The organism is Streptomyces sp. WAC05374 (assembly GCF_004353505.1).
In the GTDB taxonomy this organism is placed as follows: Bacteria; Actinomycetota; Actinomycetes; order Streptomycetales; family Streptomycetaceae; genus Streptomyces.
In genome coordinates this window covers 34,711-59,457 of record NZ_SMNQ01000008.1, presented here as the reverse complement: position 1 = coordinate 59,457, position 24,747 = coordinate 34,711, and the positions used below count along the sequence as shown (strand labels likewise).

Annotated in this window: 24 protein-coding genes; 13 read left to right on the top strand and 11 right to left on the bottom strand. The window is 72.6% G+C overall.

Annotated features, from left to right (window positions below):
• The first annotated feature begins 248 nt into the window (after positions 1 to 248).
• From E2B92_RS17515 to E2B92_RS17480, 8 genes are all read left to right on the top strand, one after another.
• Complete coding sequence (locus tag E2B92_RS17515) at positions 249 to 1,799, top strand: tryptophan halogenase family protein (protein WP_126883988.1); 1,551 nt, start codon at positions 249 to 251, stop codon at positions 1,797 to 1,799.
• Positions 1,800 to 1,836: 37 nt separating this feature from the next.
• A complete protein-coding gene (locus tag E2B92_RS17510) occupies positions 1,837 to 3,186 on the top strand; it encodes a cation:proton antiporter (protein ID WP_126883989.1) in 1,350 nt (449 codons plus the stop codon).
• A complete protein-coding gene (locus tag E2B92_RS17505; RefSeq protein WP_133087594.1) occupies positions 3,183 to 3,722 on the top strand; it encodes a flavin reductase family protein in 540 nt (179 codons plus the stop codon). Before E2B92_RS17510 ends, E2B92_RS17505 begins: the two co-directional genes overlap by 4 nt.
• A gap of 152 nt (positions 3,723 to 3,874) precedes the next feature.
• Positions 3,875 to 4,204 (top strand): ArsR/SmtB family transcription factor, encoded by a 330-nt coding sequence (locus E2B92_RS17500; protein ID WP_126883991.1) that lies wholly within the window; start codon positions 3,875 to 3,877, stop codon positions 4,202 to 4,204.
• Positions 4,201 to 4,434, top strand: coding sequence for a hypothetical protein (locus E2B92_RS17495; protein WP_133087593.1), 234 nt, complete (start codon positions 4,201 to 4,203; stop codon positions 4,432 to 4,434). The genes E2B92_RS17500 and E2B92_RS17495 overlap by 4 nt, the downstream gene beginning before the upstream one ends.
• Positions 4,431 to 5,528: a sensor domain-containing protein gene (locus E2B92_RS17490; RefSeq protein ID WP_133087592.1), complete on the top strand. Its 1,098-nt coding sequence runs from the start codon at positions 4,431 to 4,433 to the stop codon at positions 5,526 to 5,528. The genes E2B92_RS17495 and E2B92_RS17490 overlap by 4 nt, the downstream gene beginning before the upstream one ends.
• Positions 5,525 to 6,355 carry an ABC transporter ATP-binding protein gene (locus tag E2B92_RS17485; protein WP_126883993.1) on the top strand — a complete coding sequence of 277 codons (831 nt, stop codon included), beginning with the start codon at positions 5,525 to 5,527 and terminating at the stop codon, positions 6,353 to 6,355. The genes E2B92_RS17490 and E2B92_RS17485 overlap by 4 nt, the downstream gene beginning before the upstream one ends.
• A complete protein-coding gene (locus E2B92_RS17480; RefSeq protein WP_126883994.1) occupies positions 6,352 to 8,922 on the top strand; it encodes an FtsX-like permease family protein in 2,571 nt (856 codons plus the stop codon). Before E2B92_RS17485 ends, E2B92_RS17480 begins: the two co-directional genes overlap by 4 nt.
• A 75-nt stretch (positions 8,923 to 8,997) precedes the next feature.
• Here the strand turns inward: E2B92_RS17480 and E2B92_RS17475 are convergent, their stop codons facing one another.
• The 9 genes from E2B92_RS17475 to E2B92_RS17435 form a co-directional block, all read right to left on the bottom strand.
• Complete coding sequence (locus E2B92_RS17475; RefSeq protein ID WP_126883995.1) at positions 8,998 to 9,942, bottom strand: ArsR/SmtB family transcription factor; 945 nt, start codon at positions 9,940 to 9,942, stop codon at positions 8,998 to 9,000.
• A 90-nt stretch (positions 9,943 to 10,032) separates the two neighbouring features.
• Complete coding sequence (locus tag E2B92_RS17470) at positions 10,033 to 10,974, bottom strand: ATP-binding cassette domain-containing protein (protein WP_126884017.1); 942 nt, start codon at positions 10,972 to 10,974, stop codon at positions 10,033 to 10,035.
• A gap of 19 nt (positions 10,975 to 10,993) precedes the next feature.
• Entirely contained in the window at positions 10,994 to 11,212 is a 219-nt protein-coding gene (locus E2B92_RS17465) for an MbtH family protein (protein WP_126883996.1), read from the bottom strand.
• A 109-nt stretch (positions 11,213 to 11,321) separates the two neighbouring features.
• Positions 11,322 to 12,890 carry an amino acid adenylation domain-containing protein gene (locus E2B92_RS17460; protein WP_126883997.1) on the bottom strand — a complete coding sequence of 523 codons (1,569 nt, stop codon included), beginning with the start codon at positions 12,888 to 12,890 and terminating at the stop codon, positions 11,322 to 11,324.
• A 75-nt stretch (positions 12,891 to 12,965) separates the two neighbouring features.
• Positions 12,966 to 13,937, bottom strand: a complete 972-nt coding sequence (locus tag E2B92_RS17455) for a TauD/TfdA family dioxygenase (protein WP_126883998.1) — start codon at positions 13,935 to 13,937, stop codon at positions 12,966 to 12,968.
• Between the two features lie 558 nt (positions 13,938 to 14,495).
• Positions 14,496 to 14,729, bottom strand: a complete 234-nt coding sequence (locus tag E2B92_RS17450; RefSeq protein WP_126883999.1) for a hypothetical protein — start codon at positions 14,727 to 14,729, stop codon at positions 14,496 to 14,498.
• Positions 14,726 to 15,115: an ArsR/SmtB family transcription factor gene (locus tag E2B92_RS17445; protein ID WP_126884000.1), complete on the bottom strand. Its 390-nt coding sequence runs from the start codon at positions 15,113 to 15,115 to the stop codon at positions 14,726 to 14,728. The genes E2B92_RS17450 and E2B92_RS17445 overlap by 4 nt, the downstream gene beginning before the upstream one ends.
• 27 nt (positions 15,116 to 15,142) lie before the next feature.
• Positions 15,143 to 15,865, bottom strand: coding sequence for a 4'-phosphopantetheinyl transferase family protein (locus tag E2B92_RS17440; RefSeq protein WP_126884001.1), 723 nt, complete (start codon positions 15,863 to 15,865; stop codon positions 15,143 to 15,145).
• A gap of 14 nt (positions 15,866 to 15,879) precedes the next feature.
• A complete protein-coding gene (locus tag E2B92_RS17435; RefSeq protein ID WP_126884002.1) occupies positions 15,880 to 17,205 on the bottom strand; it encodes an AMP-binding protein in 1,326 nt (441 codons plus the stop codon).
• A 217-nt stretch (positions 17,206 to 17,422) separates the two neighbouring features.
• Here E2B92_RS17435 and E2B92_RS17430 point away from each other — a divergent pair, with 217 nt between their 5' ends.
• On the top strand, positions 17,423 to 18,421 hold the full coding sequence (locus E2B92_RS17430; protein ID WP_126884018.1) for a TAXI family TRAP transporter solute-binding subunit: 999 nt from the start codon (positions 17,423 to 17,425) through the stop codon (positions 18,419 to 18,421).
• A gap of 49 nt (positions 18,422 to 18,470) precedes the next feature.
• Here E2B92_RS17430 and E2B92_RS17425 read toward each other — a convergent pair whose 3' ends face one another.
• Together E2B92_RS17425 and E2B92_RS17420 are read right to left on the bottom strand one after the other, a co-directional pair.
• Entirely contained in the window at positions 18,471 to 19,892 is a 1,422-nt protein-coding gene (locus E2B92_RS17425) for a sensor histidine kinase (protein ID WP_126884003.1), read from the bottom strand.
• A 15-nt stretch (positions 19,893 to 19,907) separates the two neighbouring features.
• Positions 19,908 to 20,639 (bottom strand): response regulator transcription factor, encoded by a 732-nt coding sequence (locus tag E2B92_RS17420; protein ID WP_126884004.1) that lies wholly within the window; start codon positions 20,637 to 20,639, stop codon positions 19,908 to 19,910.
• 275 nt (positions 20,640 to 20,914) lie between these two features.
• Between E2B92_RS17420 and E2B92_RS17415 the strand changes: the two genes are divergently transcribed.
• From E2B92_RS17415 to E2B92_RS17400, 4 genes are all read left to right on the top strand, one after another.
• Positions 20,915 to 21,700: an amino acid ABC transporter ATP-binding protein gene (locus E2B92_RS17415; protein WP_126884005.1), complete on the top strand. Its 786-nt coding sequence runs from the start codon at positions 20,915 to 20,917 to the stop codon at positions 21,698 to 21,700.
• 71 nt (positions 21,701 to 21,771) lie between these two features.
• Positions 21,772 to 22,692, top strand: a complete 921-nt coding sequence (locus E2B92_RS17410; RefSeq protein ID WP_126884006.1) for a glutamate ABC transporter substrate-binding protein — start codon at positions 21,772 to 21,774, stop codon at positions 22,690 to 22,692.
• 270 nt (positions 22,693 to 22,962) lie between these two features.
• Positions 22,963 to 23,610, top strand: coding sequence for an amino acid ABC transporter permease (locus E2B92_RS17405; RefSeq protein WP_126884007.1), 648 nt, complete (start codon positions 22,963 to 22,965; stop codon positions 23,608 to 23,610).
• Positions 23,607 to 24,539: an amino acid ABC transporter permease gene (locus E2B92_RS17400; RefSeq protein ID WP_126884008.1), complete on the top strand. Its 933-nt coding sequence runs from the start codon at positions 23,607 to 23,609 to the stop codon at positions 24,537 to 24,539. The genes E2B92_RS17405 and E2B92_RS17400 overlap by 4 nt, the downstream gene beginning before the upstream one ends.
• Positions 24,540 to 24,747 lie beyond the last annotated feature (208 nt).

Below are 24,747 nucleotides of genomic sequence, written 5' to 3'. Positions count from 1 at the left end.
CGCCCGCCACCATTCGCGCGGCAATGTTGCCGCTTCCCGCTGACACAGTGCTGACATCGCGTCAAGCATGGTGACGGCCTGCGATTTTCGTCCAACGCTTAATGATCTGTTCCGCCCTTCCGCGCCTGCCTAGGGTTCTTCATCGGTGGCGCCACCCCGAGAAATGCACGGTCGGGCCGGTGCCATCGGCGACCGGAAATCCGGCCTTCCGGAACCGGAACTCGTGGAGCTACCGACGGGAGTAATCAGTGCTCAACAACGTAGTGATCGTGGGCGGCGGGACGGCGGGCTGGATGACGGCCTCCTACCTCAAGGCCGCGTTCGGTGACCGAATAAACATCACGCTCGTGGAATCCGGGAACATCGGCGCGGTCGGCGTCGGCGAGGCCACGTTCAGCGACATCCGCCACTTCTTCGAGTTCCTCGGGCTCAAGGAGAAGGACTGGATGCCGGCATGCAACGCCACGTACAAGCTCGCCGTCCGGTTCGAGAACTGGCGCGAGAAGGGCCACTACTTCTACCACCCCTTCGAGCAGATGCGGTCGGTCAACGGCTTCCCGCTCACCGACTGGTGGCTCAAGCAGGGCCCGACGGACCGGTTCGACAAGGACTGCTTCGTGATGGCCTCCGTCATCGACGCCGGCCTCAGCCCCCGCCACCGGGACGGCACCCTGATCGACCAGCCCTTCGACGAGGGCGCGGACGAGATGCAGGGCCTGACGATGTCCGAGCACCAGGGCAAGACGCAGTTCCCCTACGCGTACCAGTTCGAGGCCGCGCTGCTCGCCAAGTACCTGACGACGTACTCCGTCGAGCGCGGCGTCACGCACATCGTGGACGACGTCCGCGAGGTCTCCCTGGACGACCGCGGCTGGATCTCGAAGGTGCGCACGGCCGAGCACGGCGACCTCACCGGCGACCTGTTCATCGACTGCACCGGATTCCGCGGCCTGCTGGTGAACCAGGCCCTGGAGGAGCCGTTCATCTCCTACCAGGACACCCTTCCCAATGACAGCGCGGTCGCGCTCCAGGTGCCCATGGACATGGAGCGCCGCGGCATTCTCCCCTGCACCACGGCGACCGCCCAGGACGCCGGATGGATCTGGACGATTCCGCTGACGGGCCGTGTCGGCACCGGATACGTGTACGCCAAGGACTACCTCTCCCCGGAGGAGGCGGAGCGCACGCTCCGCGAATTCGTCGGACCCGCCGCCGCCGATGTCGAGGCCAATCACATCCGTATGCGCATCGGCCGCAGCCGGAATTCGTGGGTAAAGAACTGCGTGGCCATCGGCCTTTCCAGCGGATTCGTGGAGCCGCTGGAATCCACCGGTATCTTCTTCATCCACCACGCCATCGAGCAGCTCGTCAAGAACTTCCCGGCCGCGGACTGGAACGAGACGCACCGCGACCTGTACAACAGCGCCATCTCCCATGTGATGGACGGCGTACGGGAATTCCTGGTGCTGCACTACGTGGCCGCGAAGCGCAACGACACGCAGTACTGGCGCGACACCAAGACCCGGAAGATCCCCGACTCCCTGGCCGAGCGCATCGAGAAGTGGAAGGTACAGCTTCCCGACTCGGAGACGGTCTACCCGTACTACCACGGGCTCCCGCCGTACTCGTACATGTGCATCCTGCTCGGCATGGGCGGCATCGAGCTCAAGCCCTCCCCCGCGCTGGCCCTGGCCGACGGCGCAGCCGCCCAGCGGGAGTTCGAGCAGATCCGGGAGAAGACGCAGCGGCTGACCCAGGTGCTGCCCAAGGCGTACGACTACTTCACCCGGCTGAGCTGACCCCGCGACGAGCTGATCGGGAAGGACCCCCCACGTCATGGACGTCCTGGACCTCCTGCTGCGGGTCACGCACGCGGTGACGGCGCTCGCCGTCGTCCTGCTGCTCGCAGCGGCGGGCAGGTCGGCCGCCCGGCGGCTGCGTCAGCCGGAGGTCATCGGGGAGATCACGGTGGGCCTGCTGGCCGGGCCCGCCGTGATCGCCCTGTTCGGCAAGACCGCCCTCGACGCGCTGCTGCCCGGCCCCGTGTTCGACCTGCTCAAACTCTTCGGCGAGATCGGCCTGGTGCTCTTCCTCGTCGGCCTCGCGCACAAACTCCGCATCGGCCCGGACCGGCCGCCGCGCCGGACCGTCACCTGGGTCGCCGCCGGTTCCCTGGTGCCTCCCCTGCTCACCGGTCTGCTGCTCACCGGATGGGTGCTCCTCACCGCCGGCCCGGCGGTCCGCGGCGGCGCACCGCTGCCCGCGTTCGTGCTGATGGTCGCGGTGGCCATGTCGATCACCGCTGTTCCGGTGCTGTCCCGCATCCTGGCGGACCGGGGCATGGGCGAGTCGGCGGCGGGCCGGCTCGCGCTGGCGTCGGCCATCGCCATCGACGCGGTCGGCTGGCTGATGCTCACCGTCGCGATCAGCCTCGGTGCGGGCGACCTGTCCGGGTCGCTGAACTCCGCGCGGGCGCTGCTGTTCGGCGTGGTGTGCGCGCTGGCGATCCGGTACGCGTTGCGCACCCGCGCGGCGCGCCGGTTCTGCGTACGGCTGCCGCGGAGCGCCGCGGTGGCGCTCGGCGCCTCGGCGCTGGGCGTGGCACTGGCCATGGAGCACATGGGCATGACCGCCATCCTCGGTGCGGCCCTGGTCGGGCTGGCCGTGCCCGGCGACGAGCGGGCCCCCTGGGCCGGCGCGGTGTCCACGGTGTCCCGGTCGGGCCGCGCCCTGGCGCCCGCGTTCTTCGTGGTCACCGGCATCACCGTGCTGACCGGCGCGTTCTCCGCCGCCTCCTGGCCGCTGATCGTGGTGGCCGTGGTGCTCGGCTGCGCGGGCAAGCTGTTCGGCGGTTACGCCGGTGCCCGCCTCGGCGGCCTGCCGCGCGGCACCGCGTGGCGGATCGGCGCGCTCGTGAACACGCGGGGCCTGACCGAGCTGATCGTGCTCCAGGCGGGTCTGAGCGCCGGCATCCTGTCGCCCCCGCTGGTGCTGGCGCTGGTGGTGATGGCCCTGGTCACGACCGCCATGACCGGCCCGCTGCTGAACGTGCTCGACCGCCGCGACGGGCGCCGCGCACGGCGCCGCACGGAGCGCCTCACCGGACGACGGCCCGGGGAACGCCCGGCCCGGCACCGTTCCGACCGCGACAAGCTTCCCGTAGAGACAGAAAGCGGTACGCGATGACCGACCCCGCGATACGGACCCCGACCCCCACCGCCCCGCCCGTCTCCGCCCCGGCCACCCCCGACGGCTTCCGGGCCATGATGAGCGGCTTCCCCACCGGTGTCTGCGTGGTGACCACCACCGACCACGAGGGCGCGCCGCGCGGGATGACCTGCTCCTCGGTGTGCAGCGTGTCGCTCGACCCGCCCACCCTGCTGGTCTGCCTCCGCGACGGCAGCCCGACGCTGGAGGCGATCATGAAGAGCGGCGTGTTCGCGGTCAACCTGCTGCACGAGGGCGCCCGGGACGCCGCCGAGCTCTTCGCCTCGGGCAACCCGCGCCGCTTCGACCTCCTCCCCTGGGAGCAGACGCCGGACATGGCGGGCCCCCACCTCTCGCGGGACGCGCACACCGTGGCGGACTGCGACGTCGTCCTGACCCAGAAGATCGGCAGCCACGTCACCGTGTTCGGCTCGGCGCGCCACATCGTCGAGCGGCACGCGCGGCCCCCGCTCCTGTACGGGCAGCGGCAGTTCCGTTCCTGGTCCGCCATGTGACGGTCCGTCACGCCCGGGCCCGGTTCCCCTCTCCGGGGGCCGGGCCTTCGTGCTGTCCAATACAGGAGAAGGTCCCGCGTGACGTTTGACAGCCTCCAAAGGCATGTGTAAGTCTCGACTGACATGCTTCCGGCAGTGAGAGGGCGTGGACCATGACGAGCGAGGAGCTGCTGGCCGTGCTCGCCGCCGTGGGCCACGCACAGCGCCTCCGGGTGATCGCGGAGATCGCCGGGGGGCGGATGTACGTCAGCGAGCTGGCCCGCCGCCTGGGGATGTCGAGACCGCTGCTGTACATGCACCTGGAGCGGCTGGAGAAGGCCGGCCTGGTGGTCGGCAGCCTGGAGCTGTCCAAGACCGGCAAGGCCCTGAAGTACTTCGAACTGGCGCCGTTCGACCTGCGGGTGAACGCCCGGACGATAGCCGCGGCCGTGGCGGCGGACACGGAAGGCACAGTCAGTGACGTGAAGGGAATCCCCACATGACCGGCGCCGTCATCACGATCGCCATCATCCTGATCATCGCCGGTGGCAGCACCCTCAGTGTGGTCGCCTACTTCCGGCTCCAGCGCCACCGCGCGGACGCGGTCGCCATGGCCTCGTACCGCAGGCTCGCGGAGGAGGCCGGCGCCGGACACGAAGCCCTGCGGCGGCAGTTGGGCGCGCTCGACGCCCGGCTCGAGTCCATCGAGACCCTGCTGCGGAGTGTGGGATGACCCCCGACACCCCGCCGGGCGCGGGGGCACCACCGCCCCCCGAGACCACCCGCGGCGCGCCGTCCACCGCCGTCCCGGGCACCGTCCCGGGCACCGCGTTCGGCCGCACCCCGGCCACCCGCCCGGGCACCCCGTACGGCACGGCACCCGGCACCCGCTCCGGCAGCCCCCGCCGCACCCCCGCGTGGGCGGCGTCCGGGGGCCCTGCCCCCAAGGCGTCCCGCGGCCCCGCCGCCGGGAGGGCACCCGTCGGCGGCGGCGCCGGAGCCGCACGGGCGCGGCGGCCCTCGGTGGCGGCGTCGCTCCGGGCATCGCTGCGGCCCGCGCGGCGCCTGCCGCGGCAGGGCAGCGCACCGCGCATGCTGCTGTCCGCCGCACCCTGGCGGGCGACCGGGTACCTCGCCGGGTACCTGGTGGCCGGCACGGTGTTCTTCGCCGTGGCGACCGCCGCCGTCCTCGTGGGCGCGGTCTTCAGCCAGCTCACGGTCACGGTGGCGCTCACCATCGGCTCGGTGTGGGTGGTCCGGTGCTGCGCCCAGGTCGAGCGCGGCCGGGCCGTCCTGGTCGACGCGCCGATCCCGTACGCCTACCAGGAGGTCACGGAACCGGGGCTCGCCGGGCACCTGAAGGCCCGCTGCACCGATCCCGCCTTCTACCGCGACTGCTGCTACCTGATCCTGCTCCACCCGTTCCTGCTGCTCCTGGACGCGCTCACGCTGGCGGTCTGGCTGCCCCTGCTCACCGGGGTGTCCCTGCCCCTGTGGTTCTGGGCCGTCGAATCCCGGCAGGCGGACGGGACCTTCGCGGACGGGGTGCGGCTCGGCCGGTCGGACGGCACGGGCGCCGGGATCTGGATCGACACCTGGCCGGCCGCGCTGGTGGCGTCGGCCGTCTTCCTCGTCCTGGCCATGTACGCCTCGTACGCCGTGGTGGCGGCCGCCCGGCTCCACCTGACCGTCGCGCACTGCCTGCTCCGCCCCCCGCCGGACCCGCTCGCCGAGGCCAAGCAGGTCCTCGCCGCGCCCGGCCCGCTCTCGCTCACCCGATCACGCCCGGCCGCCGGGCCCACCGCACACGGAGGACACCGCTCATGAACGGGACACCGAGCCCGCACGCCCACGCACCCCAGGGCGCCGGCTACGAGGTCGTCAAGCTCGACTCCGTACGCAAGGTGTACGGCGGCTCGAAGAACCAGGTGGCCGCGCTGGACGGGGTGACCATCGGCTTACCGCGCGGCAGCTTCACGGCCGTCATGGGCCCCTCCGGTTCCGGCAAGAGCACCTTCCTGCACTGCGCCGCCGGGCTGGACCGGCCGACCTCGGGAACCGTGCTGCTGGACGGCGTGGACCTCTCCCCGCTCGGCGAGAAGGAGCTGACCAAGCTCCGCCGCGAGCGCATCGGCTTCATCTTCCAGGCGTTCAACCTGCTGCCGGCGCTCAACGTGGTCGAGAACGTCACCCTGCCGCTGCGCCTCGCCGGCCGCCGCCCCAAGCGGGCCGAGGTCGACGAGGTCATCGAGCGCGTCGGCCTGTCGGCCCGCCGGGGCAACCGGCCCGGCGAACTCTCCGGCGGCCAGCAGCAGCGCGTCGCCATCGCCCGGGCGCTGATCACCAAGCCCGCCGTCATCTTCGGCGACGAACCCACCGGCGCCCTGGACACGTACACCGCCCGCGAGGTGCTCACGCTGCTGCGCGAGGCCGTCCAGTGGGCCGGGCAGACCATCGTGATGGTCACCCACGACCCCATGGCCGCCGCGCACGCCGACCGTGTGCTGTTCCTGGCCGACGGACGGATCGTCAGCGCCCTGGACCGGCCGACCGCCGACCAGGTCGCCGAGCGCATGACCCACCTCGGCGCCTGGGGCAACGAGCCCGCCGCCGCCCCGGGTGCCGCCCCGCACGGCCGGGGGGCCCGGCGATGATCAGGCTCGCACTCAAGACGCTGCGGTTCCACAAGGGCGGCTTCATCGCGACGTTCATCGCGCTGTTCTTCGGTGCGGCGATCGTCGTGGGATGCGGCGGCCTCTTCGAGACGGGGCTGCACCGGGCCGCCCCGCCCGAGCGCCTCGCCGCCGCCCAGGTCGTCGTCACGGGCGACCAGCGCTACCCCGGCACCCGGCGCGACATGTTCCCCGAGCGCATCCGCGTCGACGCCGCCCTGGTGGAGCGCCTCGAGGCGGTACCGGGCGTCACCGACGCCGTGGCGGACGTCTCGTTCCCCGCCGCCGTGCTGGCCGAGCGGCAGGCCGGCGCCCGGCTGACCGGCCACGGCTGGTCGTCCACCCGCCTCGCCCCGTACCGGATCGACCAGGGGAAGGCACCGGCGGCGGCGGGCGAGATCGCCCTGGACGCCCGGTTCGCCGCCGAGCACGGCGTACGGGTCGGCCAGGAACTGCGCCTGGCGGTGCGCGGCACGGCCGGGGAGCACAAGGTCACCGCCCTGGTCTCCGGCTCCGGCACGGGCGACCCGGCGACGGTCTTCCTGACCGACACCGAGGCGGCCGAGGCGACCGGCAGGCCCGGCCGGGCCGACTCCATCGGCGTGTTCACCGCGCCGGGAACCGCCCTCGGACCGGTCGAGCAGGCCATCGAGAAGGCGGTCGGCGACGGCCCGGTGCAGGTGCTGTCCGGCGACGAACGCGGCTGGGCGGAGAACCCGGACGTCATCGCCGAGGGCAGCAAACTCGTCACCCTCGCCTCCGTGTTCGGCGGCCTGTCCGCCGCGGTCACCGTCTTCGTCGTCTCCAGCACGGTCGGGCTGTCGCTCAACCAGCGGCAGCGGGAGTCCGCGCTGCTGCGGGCGATCGGCGCCACCCCGGCGCAGTTGCGGCGGATGGTGCTGGGCGAGACCCTGTTCATCGCCGTGTTCGCCACCGCGCTCGCCTGCTTCCCGGGTCCGATGATCGGCCGGTGGCTGCTGGACGCCTTCGCCAGTGCCGGTGTGGTCCCGGAGACCATCGCCTTCCGCGCGGGCTTCGTCCCGATGGCCGTCGGTGTCGCCACGGCGCTGCTGACCGCGCTGGGCGCGGCGTTCCTCGGCGCCCGGGCCGCGACCCGCACCCGGCCGACCGAGGCACTGGCCGAAGCGTCCCTCCAGCAGCGCTGGTTCAGCAAGTCCCGGCTGGTCTTCGCGCTGCTCTTCCTCGGCGGCGGCACCGCGCTCGCCCTGGTGACCGCGAACATGGCCGGCCCGTCGGCGGGCAGCACGGCGACCCCGGCGGCGATGCTCTGGACGGCCGGTTTCGGCCTGCTCGGTCCGGGCCTCGCCAAGATGATCACCGCGGTGCTGCGCGGACCGCTGCGTGCCTTCACCGGCCTCGCCGGCTCGCTCGCCTCGCTCAACGCCAAGGCCCGTACGAGCCGGTTCGCGAGCGCGGTGATGCCCGTCATGCTCGCCAGCGGCCTGGCCCTGGCGCTGATCTACCTCCAGACCACCCAGTCCAGCGGCGGGGAGCGGGCGTTCCGCGAGAACCTGCGGGCCGACCTGGTCGTCACCTCCGTCGGCGGCGGCCTGCCGCTGGACCTGGTGGAGACGGTCGCGAGCCGGCCCGGTGTGGAAGCCGCGTCCGCCCAGGTCTCCACCATCGGCTACATCGACCCGCCCGCTCCCCGCCGGCCCGCACCGGGCAGCGAGGACGAGGGGGACGAGCCCGACGAGCCCGAGCCCACCGAGGTGCCGATGCAGGGTGTCACCCCGGCCGGCCTGGACCGGACCACCGCGTACCGCGCCTCCAGCGGCAGCCTGTCGGAGCTGACCGGCGACACGGTCGCCCTGCCGACGTCGTTCGCCAAGGCGTCCGGCCACAAGCTGGGCGACAAGGTGCCGATGCGGCTGGGCGACGGAACCCGCGTCGAACTCACCCTGGTCGCCACGCTGGACGGCAAGCGCGGCTACGAGACCGCGCTGCTGCCCGCCGCCCTCCTGGTGCCGCACACCGACTCCGGGCTGCTGCCGCAGATCATGGTGAAGGCGGAGCCGGACGCGGACCGGGCCGAGCTGGCCGCGTCGCTGTCCGCGCTGGCGGCCGACCACCCCGGGCTGCGGGTCGCCGACCGGGCGGCGCTGGCCGTCGTGCAGGCGGAGGCGGACGAGACACAGACGTGGATGTCGTACCTGCTGCTCGGCATGGTGGTGGGGTACGCGACCATCGCCCTGGTGAACACCCAGGTGGTCTCCACGACCGAGCGGCGGCGGGAGTTCATGCTCCAGCGGCTCATCGGCTCCACGCGCCGGCAGGTCATGCAGATGATGACGGTCGAGGCCTTCCTCGTGGCCGCCGCGGGCATCGTGCTCGGCGTGCTGGTCGCGGCGCTCACCCTCGTACCGCTGAGCATCAGCGTGCTGGGCTCGCCGGTCCCGGACGGCTCCCCGTGGATCTTCGTCGCGGTGGTCGGTGCCGCGCTGGGACTGACCCTCGTCACCACGCTGCTGTCGGCCCGGCTGGTGCTGCGCGGCAAGCCCGGCGAGATGGCGGGCGTGCGCGAGTAGGGAACGTCAGGCACACGCGAGAGCCCCGGTACGCTGCCCGTACCGGGGCTCTGTGATGTGGTGCGGCGGACGCCGTCAGGAGGCGCGCCGCTGCTGGGGGACGCTCTCCAGGGCGGACCGCGTCCGCTGGCGGACGGCGTTCTGGGGCGACACCGAGCGGACGACCCGGCCGTCCAGCAGGGCCACGCCCAGCGGGGTCACCGTGTGGAGCACGGTGTTGCGGATGCGGCGGGTGGTGATGAGGCCGGTTTCGCGCAGCACCGCGGTGTGCTGGCTGGCGCCGGCCGCCGAGATGCCGAGCTGGTCGGCGAGCTGGCTGGTGGTGCAGGTGGCGCGCAGGACGCGCAGCGCGGCCGCCCGGGTCTGGCCGACCAGGGCGCCCAGTGACTGCTCCCGGCCGTCGGGCTCCTCCCACAGCGCGGCGGCGCGTGCGGGGTCGGGCGGCGCGGCGAACGCCAGCACGGCCTGGCCGTTCTCCGCCGTGGCCGCCATCAGCCGGCCGGGCCGGTGGTTGAGGAACACGGACGGTACGAGGACCAGGCCGCGCCCGTCGAGGTGGATGTCCTCGTCGGGCCCGCCCGGGATCTCCAGGACGGGTGAGCGCCAGATCATCCGGGGGTGCAGCGTGGCCAGCAGTTGCTCCACTCCCCCGGCCATCACGATGCGGCCGCGCGCCTCGCACTCGGCCTCCAGGTACGCGCGCAACTGGTCCCAGTACGGGGCCACGGCCGCCTGCCAGACGTCCGGCAGTTCGGAGGGCCGGTCCACGGCGCCGGCGTCCTCGCCGTACCGCTCGGCCTGCTCGATGAGCGCTTCGGGGTCGGGGACGCCACCGCCGTGGCCGGGCGGCGACGACCACCGGGGCAGCCGTTTGGTGACCTGGCCGCGCCAGCGCGCGTAGGGCGCGCCGACGCTGCGGCTGAGGAGCCCGGCCGCGAAGGCCGTCTCCACGAGCGGGCCCACGGTGGGCCGCAGCCGGGTTCTGGCGAAGTCGGCGGCGTCGAAGTGGATTCTCTGCATGGTGGCCCCCGTAGTCCCGCGGGCAGGCGCGGGAAGAGAAAAACGACAAGAGGAGAGAAGACGCGCAGAAACGTTTATGCGCCGGACCGTTCAGGCAGAACGGCCGGTGAGGGAGACGAAGACGTCGTCGAGGGTCGGCCGCCGCAGTGCGAAGTCGGCGACCGCCACGTTCTCCCGGCGCAGCGCGGCGGCCGCCGTGGCGATGCCGTCCATGCTGTCCACGCCCTCGCCGACGGCGATGGAGACGACCCCCCTGTCGCGGTCCACGACCGGCTCACCGGCGGTCACCCGGCGCAGCGCCGACACCGCCGCCGGCACCCCGTCCGGGTGCGTGACAACGATTTCCAGCCGTTCCTCACCGACCTTGCGCTTGAGCTCGTTCGGCGTGCCGTCGGCGATCACCCGGCCCGCGTCCACGACCACGATCCGGTCGGCGAGGTAGTCGGCCTCCTCCAGGTACTGCGTGGTCAGCAGGACGGTGACCCCGTCGGCGACGAGCTCCCGCACGGCGGACCACAGGGACATCCGGCTCACCGGGTCCAGTCCGGTGGTGGGCTCGTCGAGGAAGAGCACCGACGGCCGGGCGACCAGGCACGCGGCCAGGTCGAGGCGCCGCCGCATACCGCCCGAGTAGGTGCGGGCCGGGCGGTCGCCCGCGCCCGTCAGGTCGAACCGGTCGAGCAGCTCCGCCGCCCGCGCCCGCGCGGCCCGCCTGCCCAGGTGCAGCAGGGTGCCGATCAGCACCAGGTTCTCGCGCCCGGTCAGCAGTTCGTCGACCGCCGCGTACTGGCCGGCCAGGCCGATGCGCCGGCGCACCTCGTGCGGCCGGCGCACCACGTCGTACCCGGCGACCTCGGCGCGGCCGCCGTCGGGGACGAGCAGCGTCGCCAGCGTGCGCACCGTGGTCGTCTTGCCCGCGCCGTTGGGGCCGAGCAGCCCGAGCACCGTGCCGGCCGGCACCGCGAGGTCGACCCCGCGCAGGGCCCGGGTCGACCCGTAGCCCTTGCACAGCCCCTCCGCCTCAATCGCCATGTCCACGGGTCGGGGTCCCTCAAGAGGCCCGCGGGGCACTGGCCTCGCGCAGGCTGAGCGGGCGCATGTCCGTCCAGTTCTCCTCGACGTACGCCAGCGCCGCGTCGCGGGGGCTCTCGTCGAGGGCGACCGTCCAGCCGTCGGGCCGCTGGGCGAAGGCCGGCCACAAGGAGTGCTGGCCCTCGTCGTTCACGAGTACGAGAAACGTTCCGTCCTGATCGTCAAAGGGGTTCGACACGTCGCCCACTCACTCCCGTATCCGAGTCGTATGCCGTGCACGTGGTGTGCCCGACGCACCGTCATGCTGTCGGATTCCACTGACACGCCACTGACCGTCCTCTGATACGTCAGGAGCGGCCCGACCGCTCCAACTGCCGCCTGGTGGCGGCGACATCGCACTTGCCATTGGAGTTGAACACGATCTCCCGCACCACGTGCACCTCGTTGGGCACCAGGCCGGAGGGCAGCGCCTCGGCCAGGGCCCGGCGCAGGCTCCCGGCGAGCGCCTCGCCGTCGGTGCGCTCCGGGTCGGTGGCCCGGACGAACAGCTCCAGGCTGTCGACGGGGCCCCGCACGACGTCGAAGGCCGCGTCGGCGACCCCCGGGACGGCCAGCACGTGGTGGCGCAGCTCGCCCAGCTCGACGCGGTAGCCGTTGACCTTCCACTGGTCGTCCCGGCGCCCGAGGTGGAGCAGGAGCCGCTCGGGCAGCAGTTCGGCCATGTCGCCGGTCCGGTACGCCGGGCCCGGCGCGCCACCCAGATCCCGTTCGTCGATGAACCGGTCGCCCGCGCCCGTGCCGCCCAGGTACCCGGCGGCGACGGCACGCCCGGCGATCACCAGCTCGCCGGGCCGGCCGGGCGGCAGCGGCCGCAGGTCCTCGTCGACCACGTAGGCGCGGGTGTTCCAGGCGGGGGTGCCGATGGGCACGGTGGGCGTACCGGGCAGGGTGGCGCTGTCGAAGCGGTGGGCGCAGCAGCCGATCGTGGTCTCGGTGGGCCCGTAGTGGTTGACCAGCCGCACCCCGTCGAGCCGGGGGCCCAGCGCGCGGATGAGCGCCGGGTCGAGCGCCTCGCCGCCGAACATCAGCAGCCGGGTCGTCCGGTCGTAGCGCGGCGGCTCGGCGAGGGCCTCGAAGAACCGGGCGTGGGAGGGGGTGAGCTTGATGAAGGTGTACGGGTCCGCCCCCGCGCCGAACAGGGTGGCCTGGTCGTACAGGCCGGGCACGGTCACCACCCGCCCGCCCTGCGCCAGCGGCACCCACAGGGACGTCATCGCCAGGTCGTAGCCGAGGCTGGCGAACAGGGGGCTGCCGTTCCCGCCCGCCCCGACCAGGGAACCGCACCACGCCACGTAGTTGGCGAGCGCGGCGTGCGGCACCATGACGCCCTTGGGCGTGCCGGTCGAGCCGGAGGTGAACACGACGTACGCGACGTCCTCGCCGCGCGGCATTTCCCGCTCCGGCGGGGTGGGTACGTCCGCGAGCTCCGCCACGTCGACGACGGGTACGTCGACGGGGGGCAACAGGCCGGCGGCCGGCCCGTCGTGGACCAGCGCGGCCGGCCGGGCGCCGGCGAGCACGGTGGCGACCCGCTCGGCGGGGTGGGTGGGGTCGACGGGCACGTAGGCGGCGCGGAGGGACATGGCGCCGAGCGCGGCGGCGATCACCCCGGCGGTCCGGTCGGCCCACACGGCCACCCGGTCGCCGGGGCCCACTCCCGCCTCCTCCAGCACGGAGGCCACGACGAGGGCGCGGTGCCACAGCTCGCGGTACGTCGTGGACGCGTTCCCGGACCGGACGGCCACGGCGTCCGGCCGCAGACGCGCGTGCGCCCGGACGATCCGCACCACCGAGTCCGCTTCGATGTCGCGCACCTCACCGGCCAGCATGCCGGGGTGCGCCGCTGACGAGACCATCGCTGCTCCTGTTGTCGGCTGTCGGGTCCGGGGCGCGGGCGCCCGGCGCCCGCGCCCCGGCAAGGGATGAAGGGCTCAGGTCAGCGCGGCACGGCTGACCATGTCGCCCATGGCCACGATGATCTTCCGCTCGCCCTCGAAGGGGTCACGGCCGTGCGAGACCAGCATGTTGTCGATGATCGCCACGTCGCCCCGCTGCCAGGGGAACCGCTGCGCCAAGGAGTCGTAGAGCGAGCGCAGCAGGTCGACGGTGTCGTCGTCGATCGGCGAACCGTCACCGAAGGAGGCGCTGCGCGGGTAGGCGGTCTCGTCGTCGCCGAACAGCGACCGCATCACCTCCCGGACGGACGGCTCCAGGCAGGCCGTGTGGTGCAGGAAGAGCTGGTTGAAGAAGACCTGCTCACCGGTACGGGGGTGCTGGACGACGGCCGGCGCGTTCTGCACCGTCCGCAGCACGCCGTCGGGCAGCCACTCGCACTCCACGCCCTGGGCGCTGCAGCGCTCCTCCACCTCGTCGCGGTCACCGGTGCCGAACATCTGCTCCCAGCCGACGTCGAGCCCGGGGATGAAGTTGCGTACGTAGCGGATGCCGAGCGTCTCGAACCGGCCGCGCAGCTCGTCCGGGAGCGCCTCCCAGACCTTGCGCCCGTCGACGATCGGTGTCGCGCCGCCCTTGCTGGAGGGCTGTATGCAGCAGAAGAACTGGCGGCTGGGCCACTGCGGCATGTGGGAGCTCTCGTGGTGGAACAGGATCGACTGCTGGGCGGGGTAGGGCGTCGACTTGTAGACCCGGTCGGCGTCCTTCTCGTGCGGGAGGTCGCCGTAATCGCCGTACAGGGTGGTCACCAGGGAGGAGGCCACGGCCTCGAACGCGTCGGCGTCCGCGACGCCGAAGTCCCGCAGGACGACCGCGCCGTGGGTGAGGAGCAGTCCGTCGATGGCCGGACGGTGCCGCGCCGCCCACTCCACCGCGTCGACGTCCGGTGCCTCGCACCGGAGCAGGGGCGGATAGATCTCGTCATTGAATGAGACGCCAGGACCGAACATTCCCGACCATCCCTTCCTCTCGTGGTCGCAGACACCGGCCGCGCCTCGTCCGAGGCCGCTTCGGTCTGCCCGACGGAGTGACACCGCCGGGAGCCCGGCGGCACCATGGGACGTGTTCGGCTTCTGGTCGTGCGTCAACAGGCTTGGCGCCGTGCTCAGTAGGAACGTGCACGAGTCTAGGAAGGGGCTCCGGCGGGAGCCATGCCCTTAAGTTCCGGGCGAAAATCGCAGGTCATCCGGCCTTTCGCGGCAGATTCGCCCTCACGGCCCGCAGACGGCGGACGGCGGACGGCGTGAGGCGGGGCCGTGCAGGGTCGCCCCCGCAGAGGTTGGCGGCGAAGGGTGGGCTCCCTCTCCTGGCGGCCGAGGCCGCCGGCCTCGAGGAGGCGAGCCCGCAGGGGCCACGCCGCCCCGGCACCGCCGCGTGGGCGCCCACCGCGAGGGCACCGCCCCGGTCCCGTCGGGCCCACGACGCGGCAGGCGACCGAAGCCCGCCCACCGGGGCGCCCCGTTCCGCCCGAACGCGACGGAAGCGACAGGCGCGACGACCGCGACGGACTACTCGACGCTGCGGAGCAGCGTCTCGACGGCCTTCACCCGGTCGCCCAGCTCCGCGAGCTGGCCCCGCAGGGACTCCTGCTGGGCGACCGCCTCCTCGGCGAGCTTGCGGTACGAGGCCATGGCCACGGCGTCGGCACGGTGGCGCTGGAGTCTGAAGTACGCGACCACGCTCGCTGTGATGCCGCCGACGATGATCAGGACGACGGCGATGGCGATGATGGCCCCGGTCATGTGCGTTTCCCCTTCACGTCTTTCAGGCCCTTCTGGTCGTTCGGGCCCTCCGCGTCCGCCCGCTCCGGCGCGGCACCGGCGTCCCCCGCCCGGGCCTCGTCGGCCCGTACGGCCGCGAGGATCGTATCGACATTCAAGTGAAGGTCGAACGCGCCGAGTTCGAAGTACTTCAGCGCCTTGCCGTCGTCGGACAGCTCCAGGTTGCCGATCACCAGACCGGCCTTTTCCAGCCGTTCCAGGTGCATGTACAGCAGGGGGCGGGACATCCCGAGGCGGCGGGCCAGCTCGCTGACGTACATCCGGCCCTCGGCCAGTTCGGCGATGACGCGCAGGCGCTGTGCGTGGCCCACAGCAGCGAGAACAGCCAGAAGCTCCTCGCTGGTCATGGCCCACCTCTGACATCCCGGGAAACTTTAGGACGAGACTTTCCCACGACCTGCGCGGATGTCAAACGACCCCACGGTCACCGCGGCGGCCGCCACGCCCCGCCCGACGACCCACCGGCCGCGCAGCCGCCCGTCGAAGAACGACGGCTCGTTCACACGCTCCCGCCCCGCCGCCCCGTCCGCCCCTGCTGCCACCACACGTGCCCGGAACACATCGGTACGGGGCTCGAAGTCGACGTCCACGTCGTGGAAGCCCAGCCACACCCCCGTGAGCGGGAACCACGCCTTGTAGACGGCTTCCTTCGCGCAGAACAGCAGCCGGTCCCAGCACACGGCCGCGCCGCTGCCCGCCAGCTCGGCCAGCCGGGCGCGCTCGCCGGGGCCCGCGACGCTCGCCAGCACGCCGTCCCGCAGCGGCCGGTGCGGCTCGGCGTCCAGCCCGATGGCACGTGCGGCGGTGCGCGTCGCCACCGCCGCGGCGCGGTAGCCGCCCCGGCAGTGCGTCATGCTGCCGACCACGTCCTTTGGCCACCGGGGGGCGCCGTGGGCGTCGGGCAGGAGCGGTACCGGTGGCCGGCCCAGCTCGGCGAGGGCGTGGCGGGCGCAGTGGCGTACGGTCGTGAACTCGCGCCGCCGCCCTTCCGCCGCGCCCGCCACCACGGCCCGCTCCTCCGGGAGCAGCCGGGCGTCCGGCAGGTCGGCGAAGACCTCGACGGCGGCGACGTACGGCGGCAGGATCCGCTCGATCACCCCGGGCCGTCCCGTCAGCCCCGTCGTCCCGCCACGAACAGCTCGCCTCCGTCGGTGAAGCCCAGGTCCCCGGTGGGGCGCGCCCCGCTTCCCGGCGCGTCCACCCAGATCTCGCCGACGACCCGCTCCGGGACCGCCCGGCGCGTGGCGGGGTCGACGATCCGCACGCCGGTGCCCGGCAACGGCGTCCCCCGGCCGACCAGTTCCACCGCGCCGCGACCGGCCCGGCCCGCCGGCACGGCCCGCCCATGAGCGAGGGCCGCACGGTCGTAGCGCCCGGTCACGACCGGGTAGAGCGGCCGCGCCAGGGTTCCGCCGGGGGTGGCCCCGCCGGGGCCGTAGCCGGGGGCGAACATCTCCTCGCGGAAGAAGCCGGGGCGGAACGCGTCGGCGAACCGCCGCAGCGTCCGGGCCCTGACCGGCCCCGCGCCCCCGACGGCGGCCACCCGCCATGTCGACAGGTCGATGCGCATCCGCTCCGCCACCGGGACGCGCCGGACGCACAGCTCGTACCCGGCGTCCGGGGCCGCGGCGAAGACGTCCTCCTCCGCCTCGACGGCACGCAGCCACACCCGCGGGTCCCGCACGAAGGCGGCGGGCTCCATGGTCACCGCGGCGGCCCCGGAGGCCAGCGGCAGGACCAGCGCCGTGGCCAGCCCGGTGCCGTGCCAGAGCGGCAGCCAGCTCACGACGGTCGTGCCGCGGTCGACGTCGCACCGGTCGCGCACGGCGGCCTGGGCGGCCACCAGGGCCCCGTGGCCGACGGCGACGGCGCCCGGCGGCCGCCCGGCCGGCCGCGCGGCGTACTGGAGCAGCGCGGGTGCCAGGGGGTCGGAGGCCACGGGGGTGCCGCGACGGTGCCGGGGCGCCCGCGGCCCCCGTACGGCGAGCCCGGGCACGCCCGGCAGGGACGGCGCCGGGTGGCGGGCGGTGCCGGGCACCAGCACGGCGACGGGGCGGCAGTCGCGGGCGACGGCGGCGACGGCGGGCCCGGTGGCGGCCGCCACGGGTACGGCGACCATCCCGGCGTACAGGCAGCCGAAGAGGGCGACGGGGAAGTCCAGGGCCGGCATGGGCGGGACGATCACCCGGTCGCCGGGCCTCCCCGTCCGGTGCAGCGCGGCCGCCACGGCCCGGGCACGGGCGTCCAGCTCGGCCGCGCTGAGGCGCGCGATCCGGTCGCCTCCCGGCCCCAGGGCGGTGAACAGGGGCCGGTCGGCGTCGGGGCCCGTGGCGCGGTCCAGGAGCATGTCCACGACCGTCCGGGCCGGCGCCGGGCCGGTCTCCCGGTGGTCGTCGACGACGCTGACGGCGTTCTCGATCGGCGGTGCGCTGCTCATCGGCTCGTCCTCCCGGTCCAGCCACTCGTCCCACGCTCATGCTGCCGGGGCGCGCTGACGTGTCACTGACAGCGAGCGCGGCAGCGGGGCCGGGGCGGCCGGCAGCGGGACAGCGCGCACAGGGCGGCTCACCGACAGCGAGCACGGCCCGGCGTGGTGCCGAACCGTTGCCCGGCGGGCCTGGCCAGCACCGTCCGTGAGCTGGCAGGATCGCGCCATGCTCCAGGTCCTGTCCCGCATCAGCCGCCGCCGCGCCCTCCAGGGGTCCGCGGCGGGACTCGTGGTGCTGGGCCTGCTGCTGTGGTGGCTTGTTCCGGCCGGTGAGCCGTCGCCGAGCGGGAAGGTCACCTTCAGCACCGGCGTGCCGACCGGGGTGTACCAGCGGTACGGCGAGCTCCTCGAGGACGCCCTCGGCCGCACCGTCCCGGAGGTCGCGATAACCCTCCAGAACAGCGAGGGCTCCCGGCAGAACCTCGAGAGGCTCGCGTCCGGGGAGGCCGACTTCACCATCGCCACGGCCGACGCGGTGGCGACGTACATCCGGGACAGCAGACCGGGCGCCTACGACCTGCGGGGCTGCGCCCGGCTGTACGACGACTACGTCCAGTTGATCGTGCCCAAGTCCTCCAAGGTGCGCTCGACCCGTGATCTCCGGGGCCTGCGGGTCGGTGTGGGACAGGACGGCTCGGGCGTACGGCTGCTGGCGAACCGGCTGCTCCAGGCCGCCAAGATCGACCCGGACACGGGCATCACGCCGGTGTCGGCCGGGATCGACACCATGCCCGCGCTGCTGGAGCAGGACAAGCTGGACGCGTTCTTCTGGTCGGGCGGCCTGCCCACGAGCGCCGTGCAGAAGCTCTCGGAGCGGTTCCCGATCCGGCTCGTGCCGCTGGAGGGCGACCTGATCAACCGGGTGCACGAGGGCGGCGGCAGCGGCCGCTACTACCGCTCGGCGGTGGTGCCCGCCGACGCGTACGCCCTGGCCACCGAGGGCCGGCCGGTCGAGACGGTGGCGGTGGCCAACCTGCTCGTCACCACCGACCGCACGGATCCGGCGCTGGCCGAGGCGTTCACCCGCACGGTGATCCAGAGCCGGGACCGCATCGGCCGCCAGGTCCACCCCGCACAGCTCGTCGACCTGCGGACCGCGCTCTACACCGACCCCCTGCCGCTGCACGAGGGAGCACGCCGCTACTACCGCTCGGTCAAGCCGTAGCGGTCAGGTCACGTCGTAGCGCCGTACCGCCGCCGTACGGGCCGCACGGTCACGCCGTGGCGGTTCCGGGCCTCGCGGGGTTCTCCGGCGCAGTGCGCGGGACGGCCAGCGTGACGCGCAGGCCGCGCGGTTCGTGGTGGGAGTAGGAGATGGAGCCGCCGCCCGCCGCGAGCAGGGCGCGCGAGATGGACAGGCCGAGGCCGGAGCCCTTGACGTTCTGGTGGCGGCCGCTGCGCCAGAAGCGGTCGCCGACGCGGGTCAGCTCGTCGTCGGTGAGGCCCGGGCCGCCGTCCGTGACGACGATCGTGGAGGTGTCCCCGTCGGCGGCCACGGTGACGGCGACCTCCTCACCGGCCGGCGTGAACTTCAGCGCGTTGTCGATCACGGCGTCGAGGGCGCTGGAGAGGGCCACCGGGTCGGCCCAGGCGGTGACGGCCGGGCCGGCCCCGGTCAGCCGGACGCCCTTCTCCTCGGCGAGCGGCCGCCACGCGGCGACGCGCTCGGCGGCCAGCGCGCCGATGTCGGTGAGCCGGAGGTCGGCGGCGGCGTGCTCGGCCAGGGCGAGGTCCAGCAGGTCGTCCAGGACCTGGGCCAGGCGCTTGCCCTCGGTGCGTACGGAGGCGATCTCCTCGTTGCCCTCGGGCAGCTCCAGCGCGAGCAGCTCGATGCGCAGCAGCAGCGCGGCGAGCGGGTTGCGCAACTGGTGGGAGGCGTCGGCGACGAAGGCGCGCTGCTGCTCCAGGACCTCTTCGACGTTGTCGGCCATCTCGTTGAACGACCGGGCCAGGCGGCGCAGTTCCGGCGGGCCGCCGGCGGCCGCGACGCGGGAGTTCAGCCGGCCGGTGGCGATGTCGTGGGTGGCCGCGTCCAGGACCCGTACGGGCTTGAGCACCCACCCGGTCAGCCGGAACGCCGCGCCGACCGCCAGCAGCATCGCCGCGACCTCACCGGCCGCGATCAGCAGCCAGCCGTGCAGGATGCGGGAGCGGAGCTGCCCGGTGGGCGAGTCGGTGAGCACGACGGCGACGACGTCCCCGTCCCGTACGACGGGCGAGGCGACCGCGAGCCGGGCGTCGGGCTGCCAGGGCCACACCTGGGGCGGGTCGTGGCTGCGGCGGCCCAGCAGGGCCTCGCGGAAGGCGCGCCGGGGCTCGCCGCTCGCGGGGACGTCCCAGTCCTTGGGGGCGCGGGCCATGGCGGTGGTGTCGCGGTAGAAGACGCCGACCTCGATCCCGTACACCTCGTGGTAGCGGACGAGCTCGCCGTGCAGGGTGGACTGCCGCTCGTCGATGCCGGGCCCGCGCTCGGTGACGAACTGGGCGAGCGCCGCGAAGCGGGCGGTGTCGTCGATCCGGTCGACGACCACGGTCTGCTGCTGGGCGGCGGCGAGGCTGGCCGCGAGCGGGAAGCCGAGCGCGAGCAGCACGCCCGCCATGAGGACGAGGAGCAGGGGGAGCAGACGGGTGCGCACCGGGGCTTCAGGGGGTTACGCGGCCGGCGCGACCAGGCGGTAGCCGACGCCGCGCACGGTCTCGATGAGGGCGGGCATCCGCAGCTTGGCGCGCAGGGACGCCACGTGGACCTCCAGGGTGCGGCCGGTCCCCTCCCAGCTCGTGCGCCAGACCTCGCTGATGATCTGCTCCCGCCGGAAGACGACGCCTGGGCGCTGCGCGAGCAGGGCGAGCAGGTCGAACTCCTTGCGGGTGAGCTGGACCTCCGCGCCCTCCACGCTGACCCTGCGGGTGGGCAGCTCGATGCTGAGGGAGCCCAGGCGCAGCGGCGCCGCCGCGTCCGTGCCACCACCGGGGCCGGCCGCGCCGGTGGCGTCGTCGGTGTCGGGTGCGACGGAGCGCCGGCTGACGGCGTGGATGCGGGCGAGCAGTTCACCCGTGTCGTAGGGCTTGACGACGTAGTCGTCGGCGCCGAGGTTGAGGCCGTGGATGCGGGAGCGGACGTCGGCGCGCGCGGTCACCATGATCACCGGGGTGGTGGTGAGCTTCCGGATCTTGCCGCACACCTGGTAGCCGTCCTGGTCGGGCAGGCCGAGGTCGAGCAGGACGACACCGAAGGGCGCCCGGCCGGCGTTGGCGGCGGGCAGCAGGGCCTGGAGCGCCTCCTCGCCGTTGCGGGCGTGCGTGACGTCGAACCCGTGCTTCTTGAGGATCGCCGACAGGGCCGCGGCGACGTGGTCGTCGTCCTCGACGAGCAGCAGTCTCATGGGCCCCCCTCCGAAAGGTGCGATCGCTTGGGTGACCTTACGGCCACCTGGGCATGAACGCCGATGGGCGGCCCACGAGTCAAGAGGGTTCCGGGGCCATCGGGCGTTCCGTTATGCACCCGTTCTCCGGACCGCCGTCCCGGCGCCGTCCTGTTCACGCATAGTGTCCGGTTGCAGCCGGATCGTTATGCTCAATTTCCGCTCAGATGTAATGACGCTGGTCGCACCGCGTGCTTAATGTCCTCTGCAACCGAGGAGGACGGAGCAAGAAGCCGATGAGCGGAGTGTCAGTGACCAAGGGCGCGGAGGACGCCGTACCGACGGCAAGCGACCTGGTCGTGCTGAGCAACGTCAACAAGCACTTCGGCGCGCTGCATGTGCTCCAGGACATCGACCTGACCATCGCCCGTGGCGAGGTCGTGGTCGTCATCGGACCGTCCGGGTCCGGCAAGTCCACGCTGTGCCGCACCATCAACCGCCTGGAGACGATCGACTCCGGCAGCATCACCATCGACGGCAAGCCGCTGCCCCAGGAGGGCAAGGAGCTCGCCCGGCTGCGGGCCGACGTCGGCATGGTTTTCCAGTCGTTCAACCTCTTCGCGCACAAGACCGTGCTGGAGAACGTCATGCTGGGCCAGGTCAAGGTCCGCAAGGCGGAGAAGAAGGCCGCGGAGCAGAAGGCACGGACGCTGCTCGACCGGGTGGGCGTCGGCTCCCAGGCCGACAAGTACCCGGCGCAGCTCTCCGGCGGGCAGCAGCAGCGCGTCGCGATCGCCCGGGCCCTGGCGATGGACCCGAAGGTGATGCTCTTCGACGAGCCCACGTCGGCGCTGGACCCCGAGATGATCAATGAGGTCCTCGAGGTCATGCAGCAGCTCGCGCGGGACGGGATGACGATGATCGTCGTCACCCACGAGATGGGCTTCGCGCGGTCCGCCGCCAACCGGGTCGTCTTCATGGCGGACGGCCGGATCGTCGAAGAGGCGACTCCGGAGCAGTTCTTCAGCAGTCCGCGCAGCGACCGGGCCAAGGACTTCCTGTCGAAGATCCTGCACCACTGACGGTTGCCACTGATCCGCCGGTGACGAGCGGCGATGACGACCAACGAACCACGACACAAGGGATGTTCACCATGAAGCTTCGCAAGTCGGCCGCACTGGCCGTTGCCGTGCTCGCGCTGTCCGCGACCGCCTGTGGTGGCAAGGAGGGCTCCGCGGGCGACAAGCCGGCCGGCGTCCAGCCCGGCGCCACCAACGCGCCGGCCCTGCCGAAGTACGTCGTCGCCACGGGCGTCAGCCTGGACTCGCCGACCTTCAAGGCGGCCAAGGAGCGCGGCAAGCTCATCATCGGCTCCAAGGCGGACCAGCCGTACCTCGGCTTCGAGGACCAGGCCACCAAGAAGCGCTCCGGCTTCGACGTCGAGATCGCCAAGATGATCGCCGCCGAGCTCGGCTTCACCGAGTCGCAGATCGAGTGGAAGACGGTCGACTCCAGCACCCGCGAGACCGCCATCTCCAAGGGCCAGGTCGACTACTACGTCGGTACGTACACGATCAACGACAAGCGCAAGGCGCTGGTCGGCTTCGCGGGTCCGTACTACAAGGCCGGCGCCGACCTCCTGGTCCGCAAGGACGACACTTCCATCACCGGCCCCGACTCCGTCAAGGGCAAGAAGGTCTGCTCCATCACCGGCTCCACGCCGCTCCAGGAGATCAAGAAGCCGCAGTACGGCGCCCAGACCACCGAGCTCGGCAAGTACTCGGACTGCGTCCAGCAGCTCCTGACCAAGCAGGTCGACGCGGTGACGACGGACGACGCGATCCTCAAGGGTTACGCCGCCCAGAACCCCGGCAAGCTGAAGGTCGTCGGCAAGCCGTTCACGCAGGAGCCCTACGGCATCGGCATGAACAAGGAGGACAAGGTCCTGCGCGACGCGGTCAACAACGCGCTGGACAAGGGGATCAAGGACGGCACGTACAAGAAGATCTACGAGGCCACCCTGGGTCTGTCCGGCTCGGCCTACACCGCGCCGCCGGCGCTCGAGCGCTACTGATCGCGCTCCGCGCCACCGCTTCACCGGAAGCGCCCCGTACCCGCCGCGTACGGGGCGCTCCGCCCCGTGCCCCACGGACACCCCCGCGCGCCACGCACCCGCGGGCGGTGCACCGCACCACCCGGGCACGACCCCGCACCACGTACGCATCACGCCGCACGCGCGGCACGACGCACGACGCACCATGCGCCACGCACCCTGTGCCACGCAGGCACGGCCACACCGCACGCACATTGACCGCCAGCCGCTGACCGCCGACGCGGAGACCCCATGAACGTACTGCTCGACCACTTCTCAGAGTTCCGCGACGGCTTCATAGGAACCGTGTCGATCACCGCCGTCAGCACCGCCATCGCGCTGGTCCTCGGCATCGCCATCGCCGGTTTCCGGGTTTCCCCCGTCCCGCCGCTGCGCTGGTTCGGCACCGCCTGGGTCACCCTGCTGCGCAACACGCCGCTCACGCTACTGTTCCTGGTGACGACGTTCGTGGTGCCCGAGATCCTGTTCCCGGGCATGAGCGCCTTCGTCCTCGGCTCGATCGCGCTCGGCTTCTACACCTCCGCCTTCGTCTGCGAGGCGGTCCGCTCCGGCATCAACACGGTGCCGCTGGGCCAGGCCGAGGCGGCCCGTTCCCTCGGGATGACGTTCTCCCAGACCCTGCGGCTGATCGTGCTGCCGCAGGCCACCCGGACCGTGCTGCCGCCGCTGAGCTCGATCCTCATCGCGCTCACCAAGAACTCGGCCATCGCGGGCGCCTTCAGCGTCACCGAACTCTTCGGCTGGCAGAAGCTGATGAGCGAGGACGGCTACGACATCATCCCGATCTTCATCTGGGTCTCCCTCGCCTACCTGGTGGTCACCTTCTCCATCAGTGGTGTCTTCCGCATCCTTGAGCGCCGCCTGGAGGTCGCCCGATGAGCGCCAGCGTTCTCTTCGACGCCCCCGGCCCCAAGGCCGTCATCCGCAACCGCATCTACGCCGTCATCGGCACCCTGGCCATCGTGGGGCTCCTCGCCGTCACGATCGTCCGGCTGGGCGACAAGGGGCACCTCGCCCCCGAGATGTGGGACATCTTCAACTACGCGGGCATCCGGCAGAACATCGCCGACGCCCTCCTCGCCACCCTGAAGGCGTTCGGCATCGCGGCCGTCGGCTCGCTGGTGCTCGGCGTGCTCCTCGCCGTCGCCCGGCTCTCCGACCACAAGCCGGTCCGGTGGCTGGCGACGGGCTTCATCGAGCTGTTCCGCTCCATCCCGCTGCTGATCACCATTTACGCCGTGTGGGTCGGCTTCCTGACCGACTACTCGATGTGGGCCCTCGCGGTCGGCCTGTCGATCTACAACGGCTGCGTCCAGGCCGAGGTGCTGCGCGCCGGCATCAACTCCGTACCCAAGGGCCAGCGGGAAGCCGCCTACGCGCTCGGCATGAGCAAGACGCAGGTCATGACGACCGTGCTGATGCCGCAGGCCGTCCGGGCGATGCTGCCGACGATCATCAGCCAGCTCGTGGTGACCCTCAAGGACACCTCGCTCGGCTTCATCATCCTGTACCCGGAGCTGCTCCAGACGGCCCGGCTGATCGCCTCGAACACGCAGGTCAACGGCATGTACCCGTACGTGTCGACGATCGTCGTGATCGGTGCCATCTACGTCGCGATGTGCCTGGCGCTCTCCGCGCTCGCCACCTGGGTCGAGAAGCGCGGCCGCCGCGCCAAGACGGGCATCCAGACGCCCGACGCCGCCGGCACCGTGGCCGTCCTGGCCGGTGACGCCGGGAACGCCGCCGGCACCACCGCGATCGGCGGACCCGGCGCGGACGGCGGCGCGGGAGGTCCGGCCAACAACTGACGCCATGTGACATCATCCGGGTGTCCTACGCGTTGAACGGGGGCAGTGGCGGTCGCGCCGCTGCCCCCGTCACTTGACGCAAGCACCGGCAGTGGGTTGCATACGTTCTGTGATCGCGTCGCGTCCGGCTCCAGCCGAACATTCCGGTGTTTCCCCTGCTCACCGCATGACCGTACGGGCCTCACAGGTCTCAGGCGTACGGGTTTCA